General features: G+C 71.2%; 18 protein-coding genes. 12 read left to right on the top strand and 6 right to left on the bottom strand.

Annotated features, from left to right (window positions below; translation table 11 throughout):
• Positions 1-11: 11 nt before the first annotated feature.
• Entirely contained in the window at positions 12-1,262 is a 1,251-nt protein-coding gene (locus tag OHT51_RS09380; protein WP_328884282.1) for a M14 family zinc carboxypeptidase, read from the bottom strand.
• Positions 1,263-1,640: 378 nt separating this feature from the next.
• The gene (gene treY, locus OHT51_RS09375; protein WP_328878456.1) at positions 1,641-4,040 is read right to left on the bottom strand and encodes a malto-oligosyltrehalose synthase; all 2,400 of its coding nucleotides are present in this window, start codon (positions 4,038-4,040) and stop codon (positions 1,641-1,643) included.
• Positions 4,041-4,120: 80 nt separating this feature from the next.
• Here treY and OHT51_RS09370 point away from each other — a divergent pair, with 80 nt between their 5' ends.
• Positions 4,121-5,431: an MFS transporter gene (locus OHT51_RS09370; protein ID WP_328878455.1), complete on the top strand. Its 1,311-nt coding sequence runs from the start codon at positions 4,121-4,123 to the stop codon at positions 5,429-5,431.
• Here OHT51_RS09370 and glgX read toward each other — a convergent pair.
• Positions 5,428-7,620: a glycogen debranching protein GlgX gene (glgX, locus tag OHT51_RS09365; protein ID WP_328878454.1), complete on the bottom strand. Its 2,193-nt coding sequence runs from the start codon at positions 7,618-7,620 to the stop codon at positions 5,428-5,430. The two genes, OHT51_RS09370 and glgX, sit on opposite strands and share 4 nt — an antisense overlap.
• Before the next feature lie 180 nt (positions 7,621-7,800).
• On the opposite strand from glgX, the gene OHT51_RS09360 reads away from it, so the two are divergent.
• The 4 genes from OHT51_RS09360 to OHT51_RS09345 all read left to right on the top strand — a co-directional run bounded on the left by OHT51_RS09360 (position 7,801) and on the right by OHT51_RS09345 (position 12,237).
• Entirely contained in the window at positions 7,801-8,622 is an 822-nt protein-coding gene (locus OHT51_RS09360; protein WP_328878453.1) for a Tat pathway signal sequence domain protein, read from the top strand.
• 84 nt (positions 8,623-8,706) lie between these two features.
• On the top strand, positions 8,707-10,023 hold the full coding sequence (locus OHT51_RS09355) for a copper amine oxidase (protein WP_328878452.1): 1,317 nt from the start codon (positions 8,707-8,709) through the stop codon (positions 10,021-10,023).
• Positions 10,024-10,126: 103 nt separating this feature from the next.
• Complete coding sequence (locus OHT51_RS09350; RefSeq protein ID WP_328878451.1) at positions 10,127-11,368, top strand: SAV2148 family HEPN domain-containing protein; 1,242 nt, start codon at positions 10,127-10,129, stop codon at positions 11,366-11,368.
• 131 nt (positions 11,369-11,499) lie between these two features.
• Positions 11,500-12,237: a 3'-5' exonuclease gene (locus OHT51_RS09345; RefSeq protein ID WP_328878450.1), complete on the top strand. Its 738-nt coding sequence runs from the start codon at positions 11,500-11,502 to the stop codon at positions 12,235-12,237.
• A gap of 145 nt (positions 12,238-12,382) precedes the next feature.
• Here the strand turns inward: OHT51_RS09345 and OHT51_RS09340 are convergent, their stop codons facing one another.
• A complete protein-coding gene (locus tag OHT51_RS09340; RefSeq protein WP_328878449.1) occupies positions 12,383-12,898 on the bottom strand; it encodes a YbaK/EbsC family protein in 516 nt (171 codons plus the stop codon).
• Positions 12,862-13,863 (bottom strand): DMT family transporter, encoded by a 1,002-nt coding sequence (locus tag OHT51_RS09335; RefSeq protein WP_328878448.1) that lies wholly within the window; start codon positions 13,861-13,863, stop codon positions 12,862-12,864. Before OHT51_RS09335 ends, OHT51_RS09340 begins: the two co-directional genes overlap by 37 nt.
• Before the next feature lie 94 nt (positions 13,864-13,957).
• On the opposite strand from OHT51_RS09335, the gene OHT51_RS09330 reads away from it, so the two are divergent.
• Genes OHT51_RS09330 through OHT51_RS09320 form a run of 3 tightly spaced genes read left to right on the top strand, consistent with a single transcriptional unit; the run spans position 13,958 to position 15,685 of the window.
• Positions 13,958-14,887, top strand: a complete 930-nt coding sequence (locus OHT51_RS09330) for a LysR family transcriptional regulator (RefSeq protein WP_328878447.1) — start codon at positions 13,958-13,960, stop codon at positions 14,885-14,887.
• Positions 14,888-14,906: 19 nt separating this feature from the next.
• Positions 14,907-15,302 (top strand): hypothetical protein, encoded by a 396-nt coding sequence (locus tag OHT51_RS09325; RefSeq protein WP_328878446.1) that lies wholly within the window; start codon positions 14,907-14,909, stop codon positions 15,300-15,302.
• A gap of 29 nt (positions 15,303-15,331) precedes the next feature.
• Entirely contained in the window at positions 15,332-15,685 is a 354-nt protein-coding gene (locus OHT51_RS09320; protein ID WP_328878445.1) for an SCO4402 family protein, read from the top strand.
• A gap of 73 nt (positions 15,686-15,758) precedes the next feature.
• Here the strand turns inward: OHT51_RS09320 and OHT51_RS09315 are convergent, their stop codons facing one another.
• Positions 15,759-16,622, bottom strand: coding sequence for a phosphotransferase enzyme family protein (locus OHT51_RS09315; RefSeq protein WP_328878444.1), 864 nt, complete (start codon positions 16,620-16,622; stop codon positions 15,759-15,761).
• 182 nt (positions 16,623-16,804) lie between these two features.
• On the opposite strand from OHT51_RS09315, the gene OHT51_RS09310 reads away from it, so the two are divergent.
• The 4 genes from OHT51_RS09310 to erm all read left to right on the top strand — a co-directional run bounded on the left by OHT51_RS09310 (position 16,805) and on the right by erm (position 20,957).
• Positions 16,805-17,743, top strand: a complete 939-nt coding sequence (locus OHT51_RS09310) for a carbohydrate ABC transporter permease (RefSeq protein ID WP_328878443.1) — start codon at positions 16,805-16,807, stop codon at positions 17,741-17,743.
• Complete coding sequence (locus tag OHT51_RS09305) at positions 17,740-18,573, top strand: carbohydrate ABC transporter permease (protein ID WP_328878442.1); 834 nt, start codon at positions 17,740-17,742, stop codon at positions 18,571-18,573. Before OHT51_RS09310 ends, OHT51_RS09305 begins: the two co-directional genes overlap by 4 nt.
• Positions 18,573-19,862 (top strand): ABC transporter substrate-binding protein, encoded by a 1,290-nt coding sequence (locus OHT51_RS09300; RefSeq protein ID WP_328878441.1) that lies wholly within the window; start codon positions 18,573-18,575, stop codon positions 19,860-19,862. Before OHT51_RS09305 ends, OHT51_RS09300 begins: the two co-directional genes overlap by 1 nt.
• A gap of 315 nt (positions 19,863-20,177) precedes the next feature.
• The gene (erm, locus tag OHT51_RS09295) at positions 20,178-20,957 is read left to right on the top strand and encodes an ErmE/ErmH/ErmO/ErmR family 23S rRNA (adenine(2058)-N(6))-methyltransferase (RefSeq protein WP_328878440.1); all 780 of its coding nucleotides are present in this window, start codon (positions 20,178-20,180) and stop codon (positions 20,955-20,957) included.
• The last annotated feature ends 4 nt before the right edge of the window (positions 20,958-20,961 follow it).

The raw sequence follows: 20,961 nt of genomic DNA, 5'->3' as shown, positions 1-20,961 counted from the left end.
GCCGGGACGGCTCACATCGGCCGGTCGCGCGCGTGCAGCGCCGCCGCGACGACCGTGCGGGACTGGTGCTCGACCTGGTGCTCCAGGGGCACCCAGCGGGCGCGGAAGCGCTCGGCGAACGCGTTGCTCCAGGTCGCCACGAGGTGTTCGAGGCGCTGCGCCCCGCGGTCGTCGGTCTCCCGCAGGACACGCAGCAGCATGGCCGCCGCCCGCAGCGGCAGCCGGCGCCCGAAGGCGTCCACGCTCCCGACGTACGCCATGGTGTTGTCGGCGGGCGGTGTGCGCATCCAGTCGGCGGCCAGCCCCGGCACGAGCTCCAGCGCCCACTTGGAGGCACGCAGCAGGGGCCCGTCGAAGCCGTCCAGGCGGGGGAGCGCCTCGGCCAGCACCCGCTCCACCTCCAGCGTGTCCCGCAGCAGCCGGGCCGCCAGCCGCCGCATCGCCCCGGCCGGGTCCGGATGCGGTGCCGGGTCGTCCACCAGGTCGCTCGCCCACATCGGCACCTCGACGACCGCGGTCAGGCCGCCGTAGCGGTGCACGTGGTACCAGGTGCTGCTGCGCGCGTCGTCCGGCATGCTCGGATACGCCGCGCCCGCGCCCGGGGCCGGCATCACGTGCACCCCGGGGCCGGACGCGGGCCAGCCCGCCGCGTCCGAGGCGCCCGTCTCCACCGGGATGTGCAGCTGGGCCGCGGACTTCGCGAACGGCTCGGCGAGGCCGGGGACGTCCTTCGTCAACTGCACCCAGCTGCCGCCCAGATCGGTGCCGTGCAGGGTCACCTGGAGGTAGGGGCGCAGTTCGTCGATGACCCGGGTCAGCGCGCGCGTCTCGGGCGGCAGCCGGTCGGCCGGCAGCGTGGCCGGTGCCCACTCCGGCTGTTCCTCGGCCGCGGGCCGGAAGAAGCCGCGGTGGTAGTCGAGCAGGCTGCGGGGTGCCGGGGTGACGTGCAGGCTCGCCCCGTCTGGATCCGCGCACAGCAGGAAGTGCCAGGAGACGTCCCGCCGCAACTCCCGCTCGAGCAGGACGCGTTCGGCGACCGCGAGGAGCGTGGGGCCGCCGGTCGGTTCGTTGGAGTGCGCTCCGGCGACCACCAGGACCGCGGACCGGGCGTGACCGATGGACAGCAGGTGCAGGGGTCTGCCCGCTCGGGAGGCACCCACCTGTCTCAGTGTGCACAGGCCCGGTCGGTGTGCGGCCAGTGCGCGGGCGGACCGGACCAGCTCGGTCAGCGTGGGGTAGCGCAGCTCCGGCAGGAGACTCACCCCCGTCATGTCCGCCCAGCCTTCGCAATCCGCAGTACCCCACGGTCTGGTTTACGTGTCAAGGACTTCACGGGGGAGGCTCCCGGGGGCGCCCAGGTGCATTCACCTCCGGAAGGTGGGGCAGCGGGAGCCAGGGGAGCTGCGGGGCCCACGCGGCCGGGGTACCTCACACCGATCGCCCGCCGCCGACCGGCATGAACGGACGCCGGGAGCGCCGGAGCGGAGAGGGCGTCAGCGCTCGTCACCACGCGCCGCCCGGGTGCACGAGCCCCGGGAGCGCGCGCGGGCCCGAGCCGGGCGCCGGAGCCACGACAGGGCGCAGGATGCCGTCGTACGCGCTGGACGGCCGTGCTCCGGGCGGAGGCCTCACCGACGGCTCTACGGTCGCTCTGCGGCCGCCCCCTCCTGTTCCGCAGACCTTTCACCGACCCGCTCCAGCAACGCGACCGGGACGCGCTCGAAGAGCTCCTCCACGCGCGCGTGCCCGGCGAACTCCCGCTCCGGAGCCAGCACATCGGCCCACCGCCCAGGCGGCAGCGCAAGCACGGTGTTGCGCCAGCCACCCGACTGCGCCAGTCGCAGCGACAGCCGCGTCACGGCGGTGACCACCTCGCCGGAGCGCCCGAAGGCCACACAGTGCGCGGCGGCCGGGCCCTCGGCGGTCAGGGGCACGTACGACGCCGCGTCACCGAAGACCTCCGGACGCCTCCTGCGCAGCCGCAGCGCGGCCGTCGTCAGCGCACCCTTCTCACCGGGGTCCTGGTGCGGGAACCGCACGCTCCGGCGGTTGTCCGGGTCCACCAGCGCCCGGTACTCGCCCTCCGTGCCCTGATAGACGTCCGGCACGCCCGGCATCGTCAGCTGGGCCAGGGCCATGCCCAGCATGTTCGCCCGGATGTGCGGCTCCAGACGGCTCCGGAAGGCGGCCACGCGCTCGCCGGGCACCCCGCAGGGCCCCGCGGCGACGAACGCCGCCACCGCCTCCTCGTACGGCGGTTCCTGCTCCGTCCAGCTGGTGAACAGCCCGGCCTCGCGCACGTGCTTCAGAAGCGCCCCCTGCACCCGGTCCACGTCCGGCTCGCCCAGCCCGAACACCGTCTGCCAGGCGGCCCACGCCAGCTGCGCGTCCGGTACGCCCTCGCCGTCGCGGGTCACCTCGGCCAGGACGTCCGCCCACTGTTCCGGGCACTCGGTGAGCACGGCCAGCGCCGCCCGTACGTCGGCACTGCGCTTGGTGTCGTGCGTCGACACGGCCGTTCCCGTCACGGGCCAGTCGCGCTGCACGCGCGCGCAGTAGGCATGGAACTCGTCGGCCGACACGGCGGGGCTCCCCGGGTTCCCGCCCACCTCGGTCGCCGACAGCAGCGGCACATAGCGGTAGAACGCCGTGTCCTCCACGGACTTGGCCCGCAGCGCCGACGCCGTCTGAGCGAACCGCGTCCGGAACTCCACATGGTCCGGCCCGTCACCGGCCCGCCCGAGCACCAGCTCGCGTACGACGTCGACCGCGCCCGCCTCCTCGGGCACGACGAAGGCGAGCCGGGCCTCGGCCGCGGCCTCCTCGGTGACCACACGGGCCGCGTCACCGGAGGCGTACGGCCGGTAGACGTCCAGCCGGACGAGGAGCTCCTGCAGCGCGGTGCGCAGCGCCCAAGGGGCCCGGTCGCGCAGCGCCGCTTCCGGCGACGTGGCGCACACGCGGCTCGCGACCCGCGTCAGCCGGTCGATCTCCGTGGCCAGTTCGTGCGTGAGCACCTTGTACGCGGCCCGCCGCACCGTCGCCTCCCAGTCGCCGCCCCGGTCCGTCTGCGGCGCCGCGAACCGCCGGTACTGGCCGAGGAGTTCCCCGAACCCCGCCGGATCGGTGAAGAGGCCGTCGATGTGCCGCAGGGCGTCGTAGCCGGTGGTGCCGGCCACGGGCCAGGAGGCCGGCAGATGCTCGCCGTCCGAGAGGATCTTCTCCACGACCGTCCAGCGCCCGCCGGTCGCCTCGTGGAGGCGCTGGAGATACGCGTCGGGGTCGGCGAGGCCGTCGGGGTGGTCGATGCGCAGCCCGTCGATCACGCCCTCGTTCAGGAGCTGGAGGATCTTGGCGTGCGTGGCCTCGAACACCTCCGGTTCCTCGACCCGCACCCCGATCAGCTCCGAGATGCTGAAGAACCGCCGGTAGTTGAGCTCCGTACGGGCCAGCCGCCACCACGCCGGCCGGTACCACTGCGCGTCCAGGAGCTGCGGCAGCGGCAGTTGCCCGGTGCCCTCGCGCAGCGGGAACACATGGTCGTAGTAGCGCAGGACGTCGCCGTCCACCTCCAGACGGCCGAGCTCCTCGCCCAGCGGCCTCCCGAGCACCGGCAGCAGCACCTGTCCGCCCTGGGCCTCCCAGTCGATGTCGAACCATCGCGCGTACGGCGACTTGGGGCCCTCGCGCAACACCTCCCACAGGGCGCGGTTGTGGCGTGGGGCCATGGCCATGTGATTCGGCACGATGTCCACGACCAGGCCCAGACCGTTTTCGCGCGCGGTGCGCGCCAGTGCGCGCAGTCCCTCCTCGCCGCCCAGTTCCTCGCGCACGCGCGCGTGGTCCACGACGTCATAGCCGTGCCCTGACCCCGGGACCGCCTCCAGGACGGGGGACAGGTGCAGATGCGAGACGCCGAGCGAGGCCAGGTACGGCACGGCCGCCGCCGCGGCCTCGAACGGGAACGAGGACTGCAGCTGCAGCCGGTACGTGGCGGTCGGCAAGGTCGGCACCGTCGGTTCAGGTCGCTCAGGTGTCATGGAAAGCTACGTACCCGCCCTGCCGCCCTTCGTGTCATCGTCCCCTCCACGTGGGCCACGCGCGTGCCTAGCTTCGAGCGATGGGACAGACGGTGACGACAGGACGCCGCGGCACATCCGCGGCCTACCGCGCGGTGATCGGCCTGACCGGGCCGCTGCTGCCGGTCATGTCCTTCCTGGCACGACTGCCCACCGCCACGATCCAGTTCGGCAGCGTGCTGCTGGTCGCGCGCACGAGCGGTTCCCTGGCCGCCGCCGGGCTGACCGGCGGTGCGCTCGCCGTCGGGCAGGTGGCCTGCGGTCCGCTGGTCGGCCGGCTCGCCGACCGGCACGGGCAGCGGACGGTCGTGCTCGTCTTCTCGCTCGCCAACGCCATCGCGATCGCCGGGCTGGTCGCCGCTGCGCTCGCGGGGCTGCCGACGGCATTGCTGGCCGTTGTGGGGGCGGCGGCCGGGGCGACGGTGCCGCAGATCGGGCCGATGGCCCGCGCCCGTCTCGTCGCTCTCGCACGCCGTGCGGGGGCCCGCGATTCCACGGTGGGTGCCGCGCTGTCCTTCGAGAGCACCCTGGACGAGGTCTCCTTCGTGCTGGGGCCCGCCCTGGTCGGCCTGGCGGCGGTGACTGCGCATCCGGGGTTCGCGCTGGGTGGTGCCGCGGTGTTGGTGGCGGTGTGCGGCAGCGGCTTCGGGCTGCATCGGACGGCGGTGGCGACACGGCCCGGGCCCGTCGGTGCGTCGGCGGAACGACGCCCGGAATCCGTCCGGACGCGTGCGGGGCGACGAAACGATCCAGGAGCAGCCGGTCCTGTCCCGCCGCTCCCCATCCCCCGCTCCATCCACGCCCTCCGAGCCGCCCTCGCTCTCCAGGGCGCCATGTTCGGCGCCTGCCAAGCCGGCATCACCGCCCTCACGGAGCGACTCGGACAGCCGGACCAGGCGGGGCTCGTCTACGCCGCCATGGGAGTGATGAGCGCCGTCGCCGGGCTCTCCATGGCCGCCGTGCCGGCCAGTCTCGGACTCACCGTCCGCTGGCGGGCGGCCACCGCAGCCGCGTTCCTGCTGTCGCTCCCCCTGCTGTGGACCGAGAGCCTCCCCGCCCTCTACGTCACCGTCACCGTCCTCGGCGTCGCCTACGCCCCGCACCTCATCACGGTGTTCGGGCTCACCGAGCGCGTGGTGCCGCCCGCGCGGCTCTCCGAGGCCATGGCGTTCGCGACGAGCGCGCTGGTCGGCGGGCAGGCTCTCGCACTCGCCGTCACCGGCCGGCTGGCCGAGTCGTACGGCCCCGCGACGGCCTTCGGCGCCGCAAGCCTCGCCGCAGCACTCGCCTGCGCGATCGCGTTGACGGCGCGCCCGGCGTCGTACTCCGGACGCACCGCCACGTCGCCCTAGACCGGCCGCTGCAGCACCGTCATGCTGCGGTCGACCAACGTCAACCGCTCCCCGGCCTGCACCTTCGCCGCCGTCTCCGGCGGTACCCCGTCCGCGCGCGCGGTGTCGACGACGACCTGCCACTCGCGCCCGTGGTTGACCGGCACGACGAAGTCGAGGGTCTTCGGGGAGGCGTTGAACATCAGCAGGAACGAGTCGTCACCGATGCGCTCCCCGCGCGCGCCCGGCTCCGAGATCGCGTTGCCGTTGAGGAACACCGTCAGCGCCGACGCCTGCGCGCGGTCCCAGTCCCGCTGGGCCATCTCCTTGCCCTGCGGAGTGAACCAGGCGATGTCCGACAGGTCGTCGTGAGTGCCCTCCACGGGCCGCCCGTGGAAGAAGCGGCGTCGGCGGAAGACCGGATGGTCGCGCCGCAGCCACACCATCGCGCGCGTGAAGGCGAGCAACTCGCGGGGCAGACCGGCCGGAGCATCGTCGTCGGGGCCGCCCTTCCCGTCCGAGCGGGCCTCTCCTTCCGAGCCGGCCTCAGCGGCGTCCTCGTCCGTCGGCCATTGCACCCACGCCAGCTCGCTGTCCTGGCAGTACGCGTTGTTGTTGCCCCGCTGCGTGCGCGCGAACTCGTCGCCGTGGCTGATCATCGGCACGCCCTGGGACAGCATCAGCGTGGCGATGAAGTTGCGCATCTGACGGGCACGCAGCTCCAGGACGGCCGGGTCGTCGGTCTCGCCCTCCGCCCCGCAGTTCCAGGACCGGTTGTGACTCTCGCCGTCCCGGTTGTCCTCGCCGTTGGCGTGGTTGTGCTTGTCGTTGTACGAGACGAGGTCGTGCAGCGTGAACCCGTCGTGGCAGGTGACGAAGTTGATGGAGGCCAGCGGGCGCCGTCCGTCGTCCTGGTACAGGTCGGACGAGCCCGTCAGCCGCGACGCGAACTCCGCCAGCGCGCGCGGCTCGCCGCGCCACAGGTCCCGTACGGTGTCGCGGTACTTGCCGTTCCACTCGGTCCACAGCGGCGGGAAGTTGCCCACCTGGTAACCGCCCTCGCCGACGTCCCAGGGCTCGGCGATCAGTTTCACCTGGGACACCACCGGGTCCTGCTGGACCAGGTCGAAGAACGACGACAGCCGGTCCACCTCGTGGAACTGCCGGGCCAGGGTGGCCGCGAGGTCGAAGCGGAAGCCGTCGACGTGCATCTCGGTGACCCAGTACCGCAGCGAGTCCATGATCAGTTGCAGGACGTGCGGGGACCGCATCAGCAGCGAGTTCCCGGTCCCGGTGGTGTCCATGTAGTAGCGCGGGTCGTCCGTCAGGCGGTAGTACTGCGGATTGTCCAGGCCCCGGAAGGACAGCGTGGGGCCCAGATGGTTGCCCTCGGCGGTGTGGTTGTAGACCACGTCGAGGATGACCTCTATGCCGGCCTCGTGCAGCGCCCGCACCGCCGACTTGAATTCCAGGACCTGCTGGCCGCGGTCGCCCCAGGAGGCGTACGCGTTGTGCGGGGCGAAGAAGCCGATCGTGTTGTAGCCCCAGTAGTTGTTCAGGCCCATGTCGACCAGTCGGTGGTCGTTCACGAACTGGTGGACCGGCATCAGCTCCAGCGCCGTCACGCCCAGCTCGGTGAGGTGCTCGATGACCGCCGGGTGCGCGAGGGCGGCGTACGTGCCGCGCAGCTCCTCGGGCAGCCCGGGGTGGCGCATGGTCAGGCCCTTCACATGGGCCTCGTAGATCACCGTGTGGTGGTACTCGGTGCGCGGCCGCCGGTCGTCGCCCCAGTCGAAGTACGGGTTCACCACGACCGACGACATCGTGTGCGGCGCCGAGTCCAGGTCGTTGCGCCTGTCGGGTTTGTCGAAGTGGTAGCCGTACACCTCCTCGCCCCAGCTGATCGAGCCGCTGACCGCCTTGGCGTACGGGTCGAGCAGCAGCTTCGCGGAGTTGCAGCGCAGACCGCGCTCGGGCGCGTAGGGTCCGTGCACCCGGAAGCCGTACCGCTGCCCCGGCATGACGCCCGGCAAGTACGCGTGCCGTACGAAGGCGTCGCTCTCCCGCAGTTCCACCGCCGTCTCCGAGCCGTCGTCATGCAGCAGACACAGCTCTACTCGGTCCGCGGCCTCAGTGAAGACCGCGAAGTTGGTGCCGGCGCCGTCGTAGGTGGCACCGAGTGGATATGCCTCTCCAGGCCAGACCTGCATGGACACGACTCTTTCAGTTCGGGCACGCCGTCGTAGGTGCCTTGACGTCGAGTCTCCCCAAAAGTGATGGAACCACCTATGACTTACGTCCCTCTTATCGGTCGACCAGGCATACGCGTTATGCCGAACCAGTGGGGCCAACACGTACTCCCGGGGACATACGGGGAGTAGGGGGAAGATGTGCGCAAGATAGTGCACCGCCATCTGGGCAAGGTGGTGGCAGGTGCGGCCATCGCGGTCGCGGGAACGGCCGTGATGGTCGGAATCACCCTGCCGGGGACGGCGGGGGCCGACGACACGGGAGGAAGCAACAGCGGTCAGTCCGCCCAACAGGCGGCCCAGGCGCAGGAGCAGGGCGGCGGCGCGGTCCCGCCGGGCGTCGTCGAGGGGGCCCCGGACGAGGGTGACAAGGGCACGGGCAACGACCCGCTGACCGACGACGAGATGGACCGGGCCGCGAAGCTCGCGGTAAACCCGCAACTGCGCAGCGCCGGCGAGAACGTCGAGGGCAACCGCGGTCCGCAGCGCCTCGGCGTCGACCTCGCCGAGCCGGACGCCGACGAGCTGGACGACGCGAACGCGCCGCGCCGGGCCGAGGTCTCGTTCTACGACTACAAGGCCGACGCGCTCGTCACCAAGACCGTCAACCTCGACACCGGCAAGGTCGAGCAGACCTCCACCGAGCACGGTGTCCAGCCGCCGCTCAGCCGTGCCGAGTACGCCGAGGCGGCCAAGATCCTGATCGCCGACCCGCTGGGCGCGGGCATGAAGGCGGACTACAAGGACGCCACCGGCAAGGAACTCAGCTCCCCGGACCAGCTGCTGCTCAACGGCGCCGTGTACCGGGCGACTCCGGGCGCCCAGCCCGCCGTGCTCGACCGGTGCGGCGAACACCGGTGCGTGCGGCTGTTCCCGAAGGTGAAGAACGGGCCCTGGATCGACGCCCGCTCCTTCGTGATCGACCTGAGCGCCCGCAAGGTCGCGAAGCTCGACATCGGCTGAACACCCTCCGTTCAGTTTTCCAACTCGCGCGCCGCAGGCGTGCAACTCACGTACTTGCACCTCCTGTAAGGGAGTCATTTCTTCATGCGTGTGAACAGAATGAGCCGTGCCCGCAAGGGCGCGGCCCTGGGCCTGTCCGTGGCCGCACTGGCCGCCGGCGCGACCACCGGCGCCGGACCCGCCTCCGCCCAGCCGAAGAACGCCCCGGCGCCGGCCGCCGACTGCAGCGCCGCCTACCGCATCGAGCAGAAGCTCACCGGCGGCACGACCTGGCGGATGTGCTGGCGCTACGACGGCAAGGCCGGGCTCGTCCTGGAGAACATCTCCTACCAGCCCAAGGGTGAGACCAAGCCGATCAAGGTCCTCAACAACGCCAGGCTCGGGCAGATCCACGTCCCGTACGACGACGGCAGCGTCGAGTACGACGACCTGACGGGCTTCGGCTTCGCCCAGGGCCTGATGAACCTCGCGCCGAGCGAGTGCCCGGGCGGCACCATCAAGTCGGTCAAGGTCCCGGAGTCCTGGGACCCGGAGCACCCGAACGTCAACGGCCTGTGCACCACGACCCGCGCGCGTGGCCACGCCTACCGCATGCAGGGCGACACCGCCAACAAGGTCTACCAGGCGCAGAGCAAGGACCTGCTCGTCTACACGGTCAACCAGGTCGGCTGGTACGAGTACATGACCGAGTGGCGCTTCCAGGACGACGGCACGGTCACCATGAACGTCGGCGCCACCGGCAGCCTGTCGTACGACGACTACGACGCCGGCGACGGCCGCGGCTGGCCGATCGGCAAGGGCGACAGGGCCAAGGCCACCAGCCACAGCCACAACGTCTTCTGGCGGCTCGACTTCGGCCTGGACGGCTCCTCCAAGGGCAAGATCGAGCAGTACGACTCGGCCGTGACCGCCCCCGCCGCCGGTGACCGGGCCCCGAAGACCAAGACCACCCGCACCAAGGTCGCCAAGGAGGTCGCGGGCGACGCCAAGAACTACCGCTGGTGGCGCATGGTCAGCGCGACCGGCAAGAACAAGGACGGCCACGCGCGGTCCTACGAGATCGTCCCCGGCGCCACCACCAAGTACCCGGGCCGCAGCTTCACCAAGCACGACATGTACTTCACCGAGTACAACAAGTGCGAGAAGTTCGCCACGAACAACCCCGGTTGCGGCAACACCCACCCCAAGTCCGTCGACAAGTGGGTCAGCGGCCAGAACCTCACTCACCCGATCGTCTGGATGAATGTGGGCTTCCACCACATCGCCCGTGACGAGGACCAGCAGCCCATGCCGGTCCACTGGCAGGGATTCTCCATCGTCCCGCGGGACGTGACGGCTATGAATCCGCTCACTCCGAGCGAGCTCGCCTGGCAGAACGGGCACTGGCAGCCTCGTAGTTGAGAAACGACCCTGTCCATCCGGCTGCACCGCCGACCGCTCCCGGAGTACCCTTCCTTGATCGTTGGGACGGGGAGTGCTCGGGGGAGCGGAAGGCGGTGCGCGGGTGGGCTCGGGAGGGCTGGAGTTGCCCCCTGGTGACGAGGGTCACGAGGGGAACTCCACAGAGGTCCCGCCCGGCGCGGTGTCCCTGGCCAGGCCGATGGAGACCAGCTCCATCGGCCCGGAGCTGGACTGGGACACCGAGGCCTGGCTCGAGGTGCGTACGCGCGCCCAGCGGGCCGGCCGGGCCTACATCTGGCTGAACCTCGTCGAACAGCGGCTGCGGGCGGTCGTGGCCGCTGTGCTGCGCCCCATCTACGAACCCGTCCACGGACACGACGACTGGGTGGTTGCGGCGGCCGGGCCGGCCGGCCAGGAGTGGGTGCAGCGCGCCGTAGCCGTACGCGAAGTCAGCCGCCGCAAGGGCTACTTGCTGGACCCGGCCGACGACAACGTCCTCAGCTTCCTCACCCTGCCGCAGCTGCGCGAGCTGATGGTGCAGCACTGGCCGTGCTTCGAGCCCTACGTCGACGACCGCCGCGACGTCGAACTCGCCCTGGACGAGCTCGAAGTGACCCGGAACGTCGTCTCCCGCAACCGGGCCCTTTCCGAGGCGGTCCTCAACCAGGCCGAACGGGCCTCCGCGCGGCTGCTGGAGATCCTCGGTTCGAGCGGCGACGTCCCGTCCGCGCGCCGGCTGCCCATCGACGCGGTCGAGGACCTGGTCGGCGACCGGTACGCCGACGTGGTCGCCGTGCACTCCGACCGGGTACGGCTGCTGCGCCAGTTCCCCGCCGAGGACATCTTCGGCGGTGCGCGCAGGCTCGACGCCATCGGCATCGGCCTCAACCTTCTCGTGCAGAACTTCTCCGGACGCCGCCTGGTGCGGCTCGCCGAGTCCGGCTGCCGGGTGCGGCTGCTCTTCCTCAACCCGGCCTCCAGCGCGGTCAAGCGGCGCGAACGCGAACTGGGCATCAAGCGCGGCGAGCTGAGCCGGGCGGTCGAGATGAACATCCTGCACATGCGCCGGGTGCGCTCCCGCCTCCGTGACCCGGGGGCCTTCGAGATCCAGGTCTTCGACGAGACGCCCCGCTTCACGGCCTACCTCGTGGACGGCGACGGCTCCGACGGCATCGCGGTCGTGCAGACCTATCTGCGGCGGATGCGCGGTCTCGAGGCGCCGGTCCTGGTGCTGCGCAACGGCAGCAGGGTGGTCAAGTCGGACGAGATCGACGAAGGCGGGCTTTTCCCCACGTACCGCGAGGAGTTCGAGCTTATGTGGGCGGATTCGCGGCCAGTGTCCTGAAATGTCCCAGTGCGGGCCGGTCACGGAAGGCGGTCCCGCCGCGGAAGCGGAATGCGGTCCTCTGATTGTCAGTGGCGCATGGGAGGGTGGAGACCACTGGGGGAAAGCACCACCAAGAAGGGGGACCGCCCATGGGCTGGCACCGTGAGCTGCTGATCGGCTTCGACCTGGAGACGACCGGGACAGATCCGCGCGAGGCGCGCATCGTCACCGCCGCCGTGATCGAGGTCAGGGACGGGCAGCCCATAGGGCACAAGGAGTGGCTGGCCGATCCGGGCGTCGAGATCCCGGCCGACGCGGTCGCGGTCCACGGCATCAGCAATGAGCGCGCGGCCGCCGAGGGCCGCCCGGCCGACCAGGTTGCGGACGCCATCGCGGACGTCCTCGTGACGTACTGGAAGACGGGCGTCCCGGTCGTCGCGTACAACGCGGCCTTCGACCTGAGCCTGCTCTCCGCCGAACTGCGGCGGTACGGCCTGCCGTCCCTGAGCGACCGCCTCGGCGGCCAGGCTCCCGCCCCGGTCATCGACCCGTACACCATCGACCGCTGGGCCGACCGCTACCGTCGCGGCAAGCGCAACCTGGAAGCGGTCTGCCGGGAGTACGGCATCGCACTCGACTCCGCTCACGACGCCTCCGCAGACGCCCTCGCCGCGGCCCGTCTGGCCGGCGCGATAGCCGTCCGCCACCCCAAGATCGCGTCCCTCGGCCCGGCGGAGCTGCACCTCCGTCAGATCGAGTGGTACGCAGAGTGGGCGGCGGACTTCCAGAACTTCCTGCGCCGCAAGGGCGACGCGACCGCGGTGGTCGACGGGACGTGGCCGCTGCGGGAGCCGACGGGGGAGCGGGTGGCGGGCGAGACGGTCTGAGGTGCGCTGAGCGCGGGCAGCGGGGCGAGGGTCGTCAGGCCGGCGCAGGCCGGTCCTGCCTTCCGGCGGCGTCCCGCTCGCCGGTGCGGCACGTGCCCCCGCAGGAACCGGCGACACCTGTGCGACACGTATGCGACTGCTTGCGTCACTCAGCCGCGGACTCCGACGCCGACGCAGAGATCCGCTCGACGCGCGGCTTGGCCAGCCGTTCGTAGTCCGCGCCGGAGATCAGGAGCGAGCGGTCCAGCCGGGCGGCGTTGAAGTACAGCCTCGGCTGGGCCACGACGTCCGGGTCGGCGACGAGTTCGAGGTCGGGGTCGAAGCTGAACGGCAGGACGGTGCCGGGCACGGCACGGGCCAGCCGCTCCGCGGTCTGGGGGTCGCTGAAGCCGACGTAACGCGCGGCGAACAGCGCCCGGACGGCGTCCAGGTCCACCCGTCGGTCGCCCGGGACGACGGCGAGGACGTGCCGCGTCGTGCGCCGGTCCACCTTGACCCGCAGCACGATGCACTTCGCGGCCTCGGAGGCCGGGTGACCGCGCAGGGCGCAGACGGCCTCGGTGGCGCCTTCCGGCTCATGGTCGATGAGGCGGTAGTCGACGGAGGAGGCGTCGAGCAGGGAGATCAGGTGGTCGTGGGTGTCGTAGGCGTGCTCGGGCATTCGGGGTCCTTGCTGAGGGCGTGGGCGTGGGCGTGGGCGTGGGTGTTGGCGTGGGCTTGGGATGCGGTGAGCGAGGGGTCCGGTGTGCTGCGGTGCGCACGTTCCACAGCCTGACCCCAGTAGGTGCCGGCCACCATGAGGGCCGCTCCGAGGCCGGTGAGCGGGGTGAGGTGGTCGCCGCCGAGGGCCACGCCCACCGCGACCGCCCAGACAGGCTCGGTGCCCAGCAGCAGGCTGGCCCGGCTGGCGGAGGTGCGCTGCACGGCCCACGTCTGTGCCAGGAAGGCGAACACGCTGCAGAACAGGGCGAGATAGACGAGCTGGGCCCAGGTCGCCGGGTCGGCGTGGACCAGCGTCGGCAGGTCGAGGGCGGCGGCCGGCAGGAACAGGGCCGCGCCGACGAGAGTCTGCACGGTCGTCAGCTGCAGCGGGCGGATCGCGCGCCCGGTGGTGAAGCGGCCGACGAGCGCAACATGCCCGGCCCGGATGACGGCGGCGCCCAGCATCAGCAGGTCGCCTAGGCGGGGCGCGTGGAAGCCGTTGCCGGACATCAGGAGCCCCACGGCCAGGATGCACACACCGGTCGCGGCGAAGAAGGAGAGGGGCAGTGAGCCGTGGCGTCCGCCGCGGTCGAGGAGCGGGGTGAGGACGATGGTCAGGCTGATGATGAGGCCGGCGTTGGCGGCGCTGGTGTGGGCGACGCCGTACGTCTCCACGAGCAGGACCGCGGCCTGCGTCACCCCGAGGGGCAGACCGGCGCGCAGCTCGGCACGCGTCCATCGGCGCGAGCCGCGCCGCCCGGACGCGATGAGGCCGAGACAGGCGAGGGCGGACAGGCCGTAGCGGGCGAAGAGCACCAGCAGCACGGGGAGCGCAGCCGTCGCCGTCTGGGCGGACAGATAGCTGGAGCCCCAGACGAGCGCGACCAGGAGGAGTACCGCATCGGTACGTCGGACATCGGACACCTGCCCACGGTGCACGGAAACGTCCGTGAAGCCCAGTACCACCTTCTAAAACGATCATTTAGCAGCCCTACATCGTCGTCCCTACACTGAGGCAATGGACGAACGGCAGCTGCGGATCCTGCGGGAGCTCGGCGAACTGGGCAGTGTCACGGCGGTCGCCGAGGCGTTGTTGGTGACGCCGTCGGCGATCTCCCAGCAGCTACGGCTGCTCCAGCGGGCGATCGCGGTGCCGCTCACCGAGCGGCAGGGGCGGCGCCTGGTGCTCACCGATGCCGGGCAGGCGCTGGCGGGCGCGGCCGTCGAGGTGGAGACGGCGCTGGCGCGCGCCAGGCGCACCGTCGACGACTTCGTCGGGCGGCCGGACGGGGAGGTGTCGGTGGCGGCGTTCCACAGCGCGGGTGCCGCGTTCTTCCCGCCGCTGCTCAGGGCGCTCGCCGCTCCGGGCAAGCCGGTGCCGAGGCTCGCCGACGAGGACGTGCCGCAGGAGGACTTCCCCCGGCTCACCCGGGAGTACGACATCGTCCTCGCCCACCGTCTGGATCACGCCCCGCCCTGGCCGGACACGGTGACCGCGACGACGCTGCTGCGCGAGCCGCTGGACGTGGCCATGCCCGCCGACCATCCCCTGGCCGCCAAGCGCCGTGTCACTCCGCGCGATGTGGCGGACGAGCCATGGATCACGGTGCACGACGGCTTCCCGGTACTGGCGGTCATCGAAGCCATCGCCGCGTCGGCCGGCCGGCGCCTCCATCTGGCCCACCGCATCAACGAGTTCACGGTGGTGGCCGAGGCGGTGGCGGCGGGCGGCGGCATCGCCCTGATGCCACGCTGGACGACGCGCCGACATCCGGCCCTCGTCCTCCGGCCGCTCAGCAGAGTGCAGGCACGCCGTCACATCGACGCCCTGTACCGCCCGGAACGCACGGCCAGATCGGCGGTCCGAGCGGTGCTGACCGAACTACGCCGGGCCGCACGGGACATCCAGAACCGCGACATCCAGAGCAGGGAAACGATGGCCCGGTGATGCGCTGAGCCCAAACGCCGTGCCGATCGACTGGGACGGCATGCACCATCCGGGACATCAACTGATATGTCATATACGGGATTCCGGTCCTGATCATCGTGGTTCATGGCACGCACGCAGCCACGAGCGGACACCGGGACGACGCGTTCCGTCGCTCAAAGGATTCGAGCAGGTCAACAGCAAGGGCGTTGGCTATCGATGGAACGACGGCAAGGGGAACGGTGTTCGTATCGGCCAGGGAAACAAGAACAACTCACAGGTCTATCAGCAGGTCGACCACGTCGTCATCAACTCGGGCGGCAAGGTGATCGGCCGGGACGGAAAGGCCATCAGCGGCTCCATCAAGGACAATGCCTGGGCAGCCCACGTTCCCGTTGAGGACTGGCTGAAGTGGAAGGCGTGGAACAAGCCGTGACATCACGACACGACATCACACTCCCTGAGATGCGGGCGGAGATCATCGCATCGGTGCGTGCTCTGGCCGATCCGGCGTACCAGCGCAGGGTGTGGATCGGCCGCGAGTATCCGTCGCCGGACTACTACGACGACCTCACTCTCACCGTGAACATCCTCTATGACGACACCACGGTCCTCGCCGACCCGCAGGCCGCACTGGGCCGAACCCTGTCCAGCGATGCGGAGGTGGCGGCCATGAGCAGGCTGGCCGACGAGCTGACCCGTGCCTTGGACGAGGTCGGTCGTGACGAGCCGGACGAGCGGTATCTGGCCTCCCCCGTCTGGCCCGGCGTGGTCGACGCGGCCTCGGCAGCCCTGGACGTGCTGACTGCAGGCAAGTGAGCCCGCAGGGCGCCTGCGGCCTGGCCTGCGGGCGCCCTGCGCAGCGTTTGTGAGCGGCAGCTTGTGTGAGCGCTCAGAACGGATACCACTGCACAGCATCATCCCCCTCCCGCAACGACGCCACCCGCCGCTCGAACTCGGCCAGCGCCTTCGGGTTGCTCGGCGCATGCTGGGAAACCCATGCGCAACTCGCCGTCTCCCGGGCTCCGCGCAGCACCGAGCAGCCCTCCCACTCCCGTACATCCCAGCCGTAGGTCTCGACGAAGGAGTCGTAGGCCGCCGCAGGCAACCCGTACCGATCGCGCGAGAGCGCCATGACCACCAGGTCGTGCTCGCGCAGATCGGCGGAGAAGGTCTCCAGGTCGACCAGGACCGGCCCGTCCGGGCCCACATGGACATTGCGCGGCAATGCGTCCCCGTGGATCGGCCCGGGGGCCAGACGGGGCGTCAGCCCGGCCGCAGCCGCCGCGAATCCGTCCCGCCGCTCCCGCAAGTACGCCGCGTCCGCCGGATCGATCGCGTCGCCGGCCAGCCGCAGCCACCGCTCCACGCCGCCCAGCAGCTCGCGGGGCGACAGCTCGAAGGAGGGCGTGGGCAGGGCGTGCACGACCCGTAGCAGTTCGGCCAAATCCCTTGGCTCGGCGGGCCGTACCGGGTCGGGGAGGCGGTGCCACACGGTCACCGGGTGCCCCTCCACCAGCAGCGCCTTGGGCTCGGCTGCCCGCACCGCCGGCACGCCCGCCTCTTCCAGCCACACGGCGATGTCCAGTTCGCGCCGCGCCCGGCCGAGGAGTTCGGCGTCCCGGCCCACTTTGACGACCAGGTCACCGGCGGCGAACACCGCGTTCTCACCGAGGGCGAGCAGTCGCGCGTCCCGGGCCGGACCGGGCAGTACCCCCGCCGCACCCAGTACGTCCCGCGCCCGTGCCTCGTCCATCGTCCGCCTCCATGTGGTCCCGCCTCGCCATGAACAGCGACGGATTTCCGCCATCCACGGCTCAGTCTCGCATTTCCACAGGTCGGACCGCGTGCGCGCTGTCTTGACGGGGCAGAGCGCCTTCACGACCATGACGGGGCCCGTTCCGAGCAGCGCAAAGGGGCTGATGTGAGGCTGTTTCCGTGACATCGGTGACCGAGGCGGACAGGCCGGTGAGACGCGCGCCGGGCGGCAAGCCGCGACAGCGGCGCGTCACGGATCACGGCGCCTGGTTCCTCGTACTCCCCGCGCTGATCCCCATCCTCGTCCTGAGCGTCGGACCGCTTCTCTACGGCATCCTGCTGTCCTTCACCGACGCCCAGTCCGGACGGACCCAGCCCACCCAGTGGATCGGCGGTCTCAACTTCCGGGACCTGCTGGACGACACGCTGTTCTGGGAGTCGTTCCGGATCGGCCTGGTCTGGGCCGTCGGCGTGACCGTGCCGCAGTTCCTGCTGGCGCTGGGCCTCGCGCTCCTCCTCAACGAGGACCTGCGGCTGCGCTGGCTGGCCCGCGCCCTGGCGATCATCCCGTGGGCCATGCCCGAGGTCGTCGTCGGCGTGATGTGGCGGCTGGTCTACAACCCCGACGCGGGCATCCTCAACGAGACCCTGCGCGACCTGGGCCTCGGCGACGGCCGTGACTGGCTCAGCGGGCTCGGCACCGCCCTGCCCGCCGTGATCCTCGTGGGCATCTGGGCCGGGATGCCGACCACGACGGTCGCCCTGCTCGCCGGCCTCCAGAACACCCCGCGCGAACTGCACGAGGCCGCGGCCGTGGACGGCGCCGGGGCCTGGCGCCGCTTCCGCACGGTCACCTGGCCGGCCCTGCGGCCCGTCGCCCTGTCCATCACGGCGCTCAACCTCATCTGGAACTTCAACTCCTTCGCCCTGGTCTACGTGCTCACCAGCGGCGGCCCCGGCGGCCGCACCCGACTGCCCATGCTCTTCGCCTACGAAGAGGCCTTCCGCTACGGACAGTTCGGCTACGCGGCGGCGATGGGATGCGTGATGGTCGCGGTGATCTCGATCGTCCTCGCCGTCATCCTCGTCGGCCGGATCAGGGGAGGTGACGAGGCATGAGGACCAGCCGAACCGGCCGCGCCGGACAGTATGTCGCCCTGCTCGCGTACCTCCTCTTCCTCGCCTTCCCCTTCCTCTGGCTGATCTCCACCGCCTTCAAACCCCCACGCGAGCTGGGCAGTCTGCACCCCACCTGGATCCCGAAGGACCCCACCCTCGCCAACTTCCGCCAGGCCTTCGACGAACAGCCCCTCCTGGACGCCGCCCTCAACTCGCTGATCGCCGCACTCGGCGCGGCCCTGATCGCCGTACTGCTCGCGACCCCGATGGCCTACGTCATGGCCCGCAGGCGCACGCTGCTCGCGCGAGCCGCGACGGGCTGGGTGATCGTCAGCCAGGCGTTCCCGCTCGTGCTGGTGATCATCCCGCTGTTCCTGGTGCTGAGGAACCTGGGGCTGATCAACTCGGTGCCGGGTCTGATCATGGTGTACGTGGTGTGGGCGCTGCCGTTCGCGCTGTGGATGCTCGTCGGATACGTCCGTGCGGTGCCGCCCGAGTTGGAGGAGGCGGCGTCGGTCGACGGGGCCGGGCGCCTACGGACCCTGGTCTCGGTGACCGCGCCGCTGCTGGCGCCCGGGATCGTGGCGACGGCGATGTTCGCGTTCGTCACGGCGTGGAACGAGTTCTTCTTCGCGCTCGTTCTGCTGAAGACCCCGGAGAAGCAGACCCTGCCGGTCGTCCTCACGCACTTCATCGGCGCGGAGGGAGTCGCGGACCTCGGCCCGCTGGCCGCCGCCGCGTTCCTCGCGACGCTGCCCTCGCTGGTCGTGTTCGCGCTCATCCAGCGGCGGATCACGGGCGGCATGCTCGCCGGGGCGGTGAAGAACTGATGCGTACGAGACTGCTGCCGGCCCTTGTCGCCGTCCTGGCCCTGCTGCTCGCGGGCTGCGGCGGCGACGACCGCGACGGCGCCGACGACGGACGTGTCACCCTGCGCTTCCAGTCCCTGGCCTGGCAGGAGGAGTCCGTCGAGGTCAACAAGCACCTGGTGAAGGAGTGGAACGACACTCACCCCGACGTCAAGGTCGAGTACGTCCAGGGCAGTTGGGACAGCGTCCACGACCAGCTGCTCACCTCCTTCGAGGGCGGTGAGGCCCCGGACATCATCCACGACGCCTCGGACGACCTCGCCGACTTCGCGTACGGCGGCTACCTCGCCGATCTGACCGACCTCCTGCCGCAGCGGCTCAAGTCCGACATCCCGCAACGCAGTTGGGACACGGCCACCTTCGGGGACGGGATCTACGGTGTCCCCTTCCTCCAGGAGCCGCGCGTCCTCATCGCCAACGCGAAATGGCTGAAGGAGTCCGGCGTACGGATCCCCACGCCGCAACGCCCCTGGAGCTGGCCGGAGTTCCGGCGGATCACCGCACAGCTCAGCGGCGACGGCAAGTACGGGGTCGCCTGGCCGCTGAAGGAGCCGGTCTCCGCCAGCCTCAACCTGTCCCTCTCGGCGGGCGGACAGCTGTTCCACCGAGGCGCCGACGGCAAGGTGACCGTCCGCTTAGAAGCGGACGACGAGGTGATGCCCCGCACCGTCCACGACCAGGTCAACACCGATCACAGCGCCTCGCCGACCACCCTGGGCAGCGGCGGCTCGGACACCCTGCCCGGCTTCTTCGGCGGCCGGTACGCGATGGTCCCGCTCGGCTTCTCCTACCGTCAGCAGATCGAGCAGCAGGCGCCCAAGGGCTTCGACTGGCAGGTGCTGCCCGCCCCGGCGGGCGCCGACGGCCTCACCCAGGGCGTCAGCCCGCAGACCCTGTCCGTCGCCGAGGACAGCCCGCACAAGCGGGAGGCGGCCGCGTTCATCGACTTTTTGCTGAGGCCCGAGAACATGGTCCGGCTGGCGCTGGGCGACTGGATGCTGCCGACCGGTACCGCGGCGCTGAAGGACCCCGCCCTGCACACCACCGAGAACGACTGGGCCACCGGCACCGCCCTCGCCGCCCACCTGCGCTCGGCACCCGCGCAGTCCGTGCGCGGCTACCCGGAGTGGAAGGACAAGGTCGCCACGCCCGCCTTCCAGGAGTACTACAGCGGAGCGATCGGCGTCGACGAGCTGCGCGACCGCCTGGAGGAGGACGGGAACCTGGTGCTGGCGCGCTACCAGCGCTGAGTGAAGTCGTATCGACGCCGACATGATGCCGGCGAAATTCGGTTGTCCGCGTCTCCCGGCCACGCCTAGCGTGGTGTCCGTGGCAGCGAACAACGCGATCATCAACACCGGTCTCGGCCGGGGCTACGCGCACTCCGTACGGATGCGCCGCGGCCCCGGAGCCCTGACCGGCCCGGGGAGCCACGCCCGCTGATCCGTCGCGGACCGGCGTTTTCTGCGTCCCGCTGACTGCTCTCCCGCTCTCTTCCTCCTGTCTTCCGGTCAGGGCCTTCGTCTGCCCTTTTCCCTCCCCACGGAAGACAAGGACCGCAGGCCATGGCCCGCCCCACCCGCGTATCCCGCGCGCTCTCCCAGAACTTCCTCGCCGACCGCGCCGCCGCCGGACAACTCGCCCGGCTCGCCGTACCGCACGGACGTGAAGCACCCCTGCTGCTCGAAGTCGGCGCAGGAAAGGGTGCGTTGACCGAGCAGCTCGCCCCGCGCTGCCGGCGCCTCCTCGCGTACGAGATCGACCCACGGCTCGCCCCCGCACTGCGCTCGCGCTTCTCGGACACCCCCCAAGTCCGCGTCGTCGGCGAGGACTTCCTCACCGCGCGACCCCCGCGCACACCGTTCTCCGTCGCCGGAAACGTGCCCTTCTCCCGCACCGCCGCCATCGTCGACTGGTGCCTGCGGGCGCCCGCCCTCACCGACGCCACACTCCTCACCCAGCTCGAGTACGCCCGCAAACGCACGGGTGACTACGGCAGCTGGACCCTGCTGACGGTCCTGACCTGGCCCCGGTACGAGTGGCGTCTGCTGGGGCGGGTCGGGCGGCGCAGCTTCCGTCCCGTGCCCGGCGTGGACGCCGGGATCGTCCGCATCGAGCGGCGCCGCACGCCGCTGCTCGACGCCGGGGCGCACGAGAGCTGGCGGCGACTGGTGGAGCTGGGCTTCTCCGGGGTCGGCGGCTCGCTGCACGCCTCGCTGCGCCGGGCGCACCCGAGGCGGCGGGTCGACGCGGCGTTCCGCCGGGCGGGCCTCGAGGCGACCGTGCTCGTCGGCGGGGTGCCGCCGGGGGAGTGGTTGAGGCTGCACGAGGTGCTGGCCCCGTGAAACA

The sequence above is a fragment of the Streptomyces sp. NBC_00299 genome (genome assembly GCF_036173045.1).
In the GTDB taxonomy this organism is placed as follows: Bacteria; Actinomycetota; Actinomycetes; order Streptomycetales; family Streptomycetaceae; genus Streptomyces; species Streptomyces machairae.
Note: the sequence above shows the minus strand (reverse complement) of the source record. Positions and strands in the feature narration are given on the sequence as shown.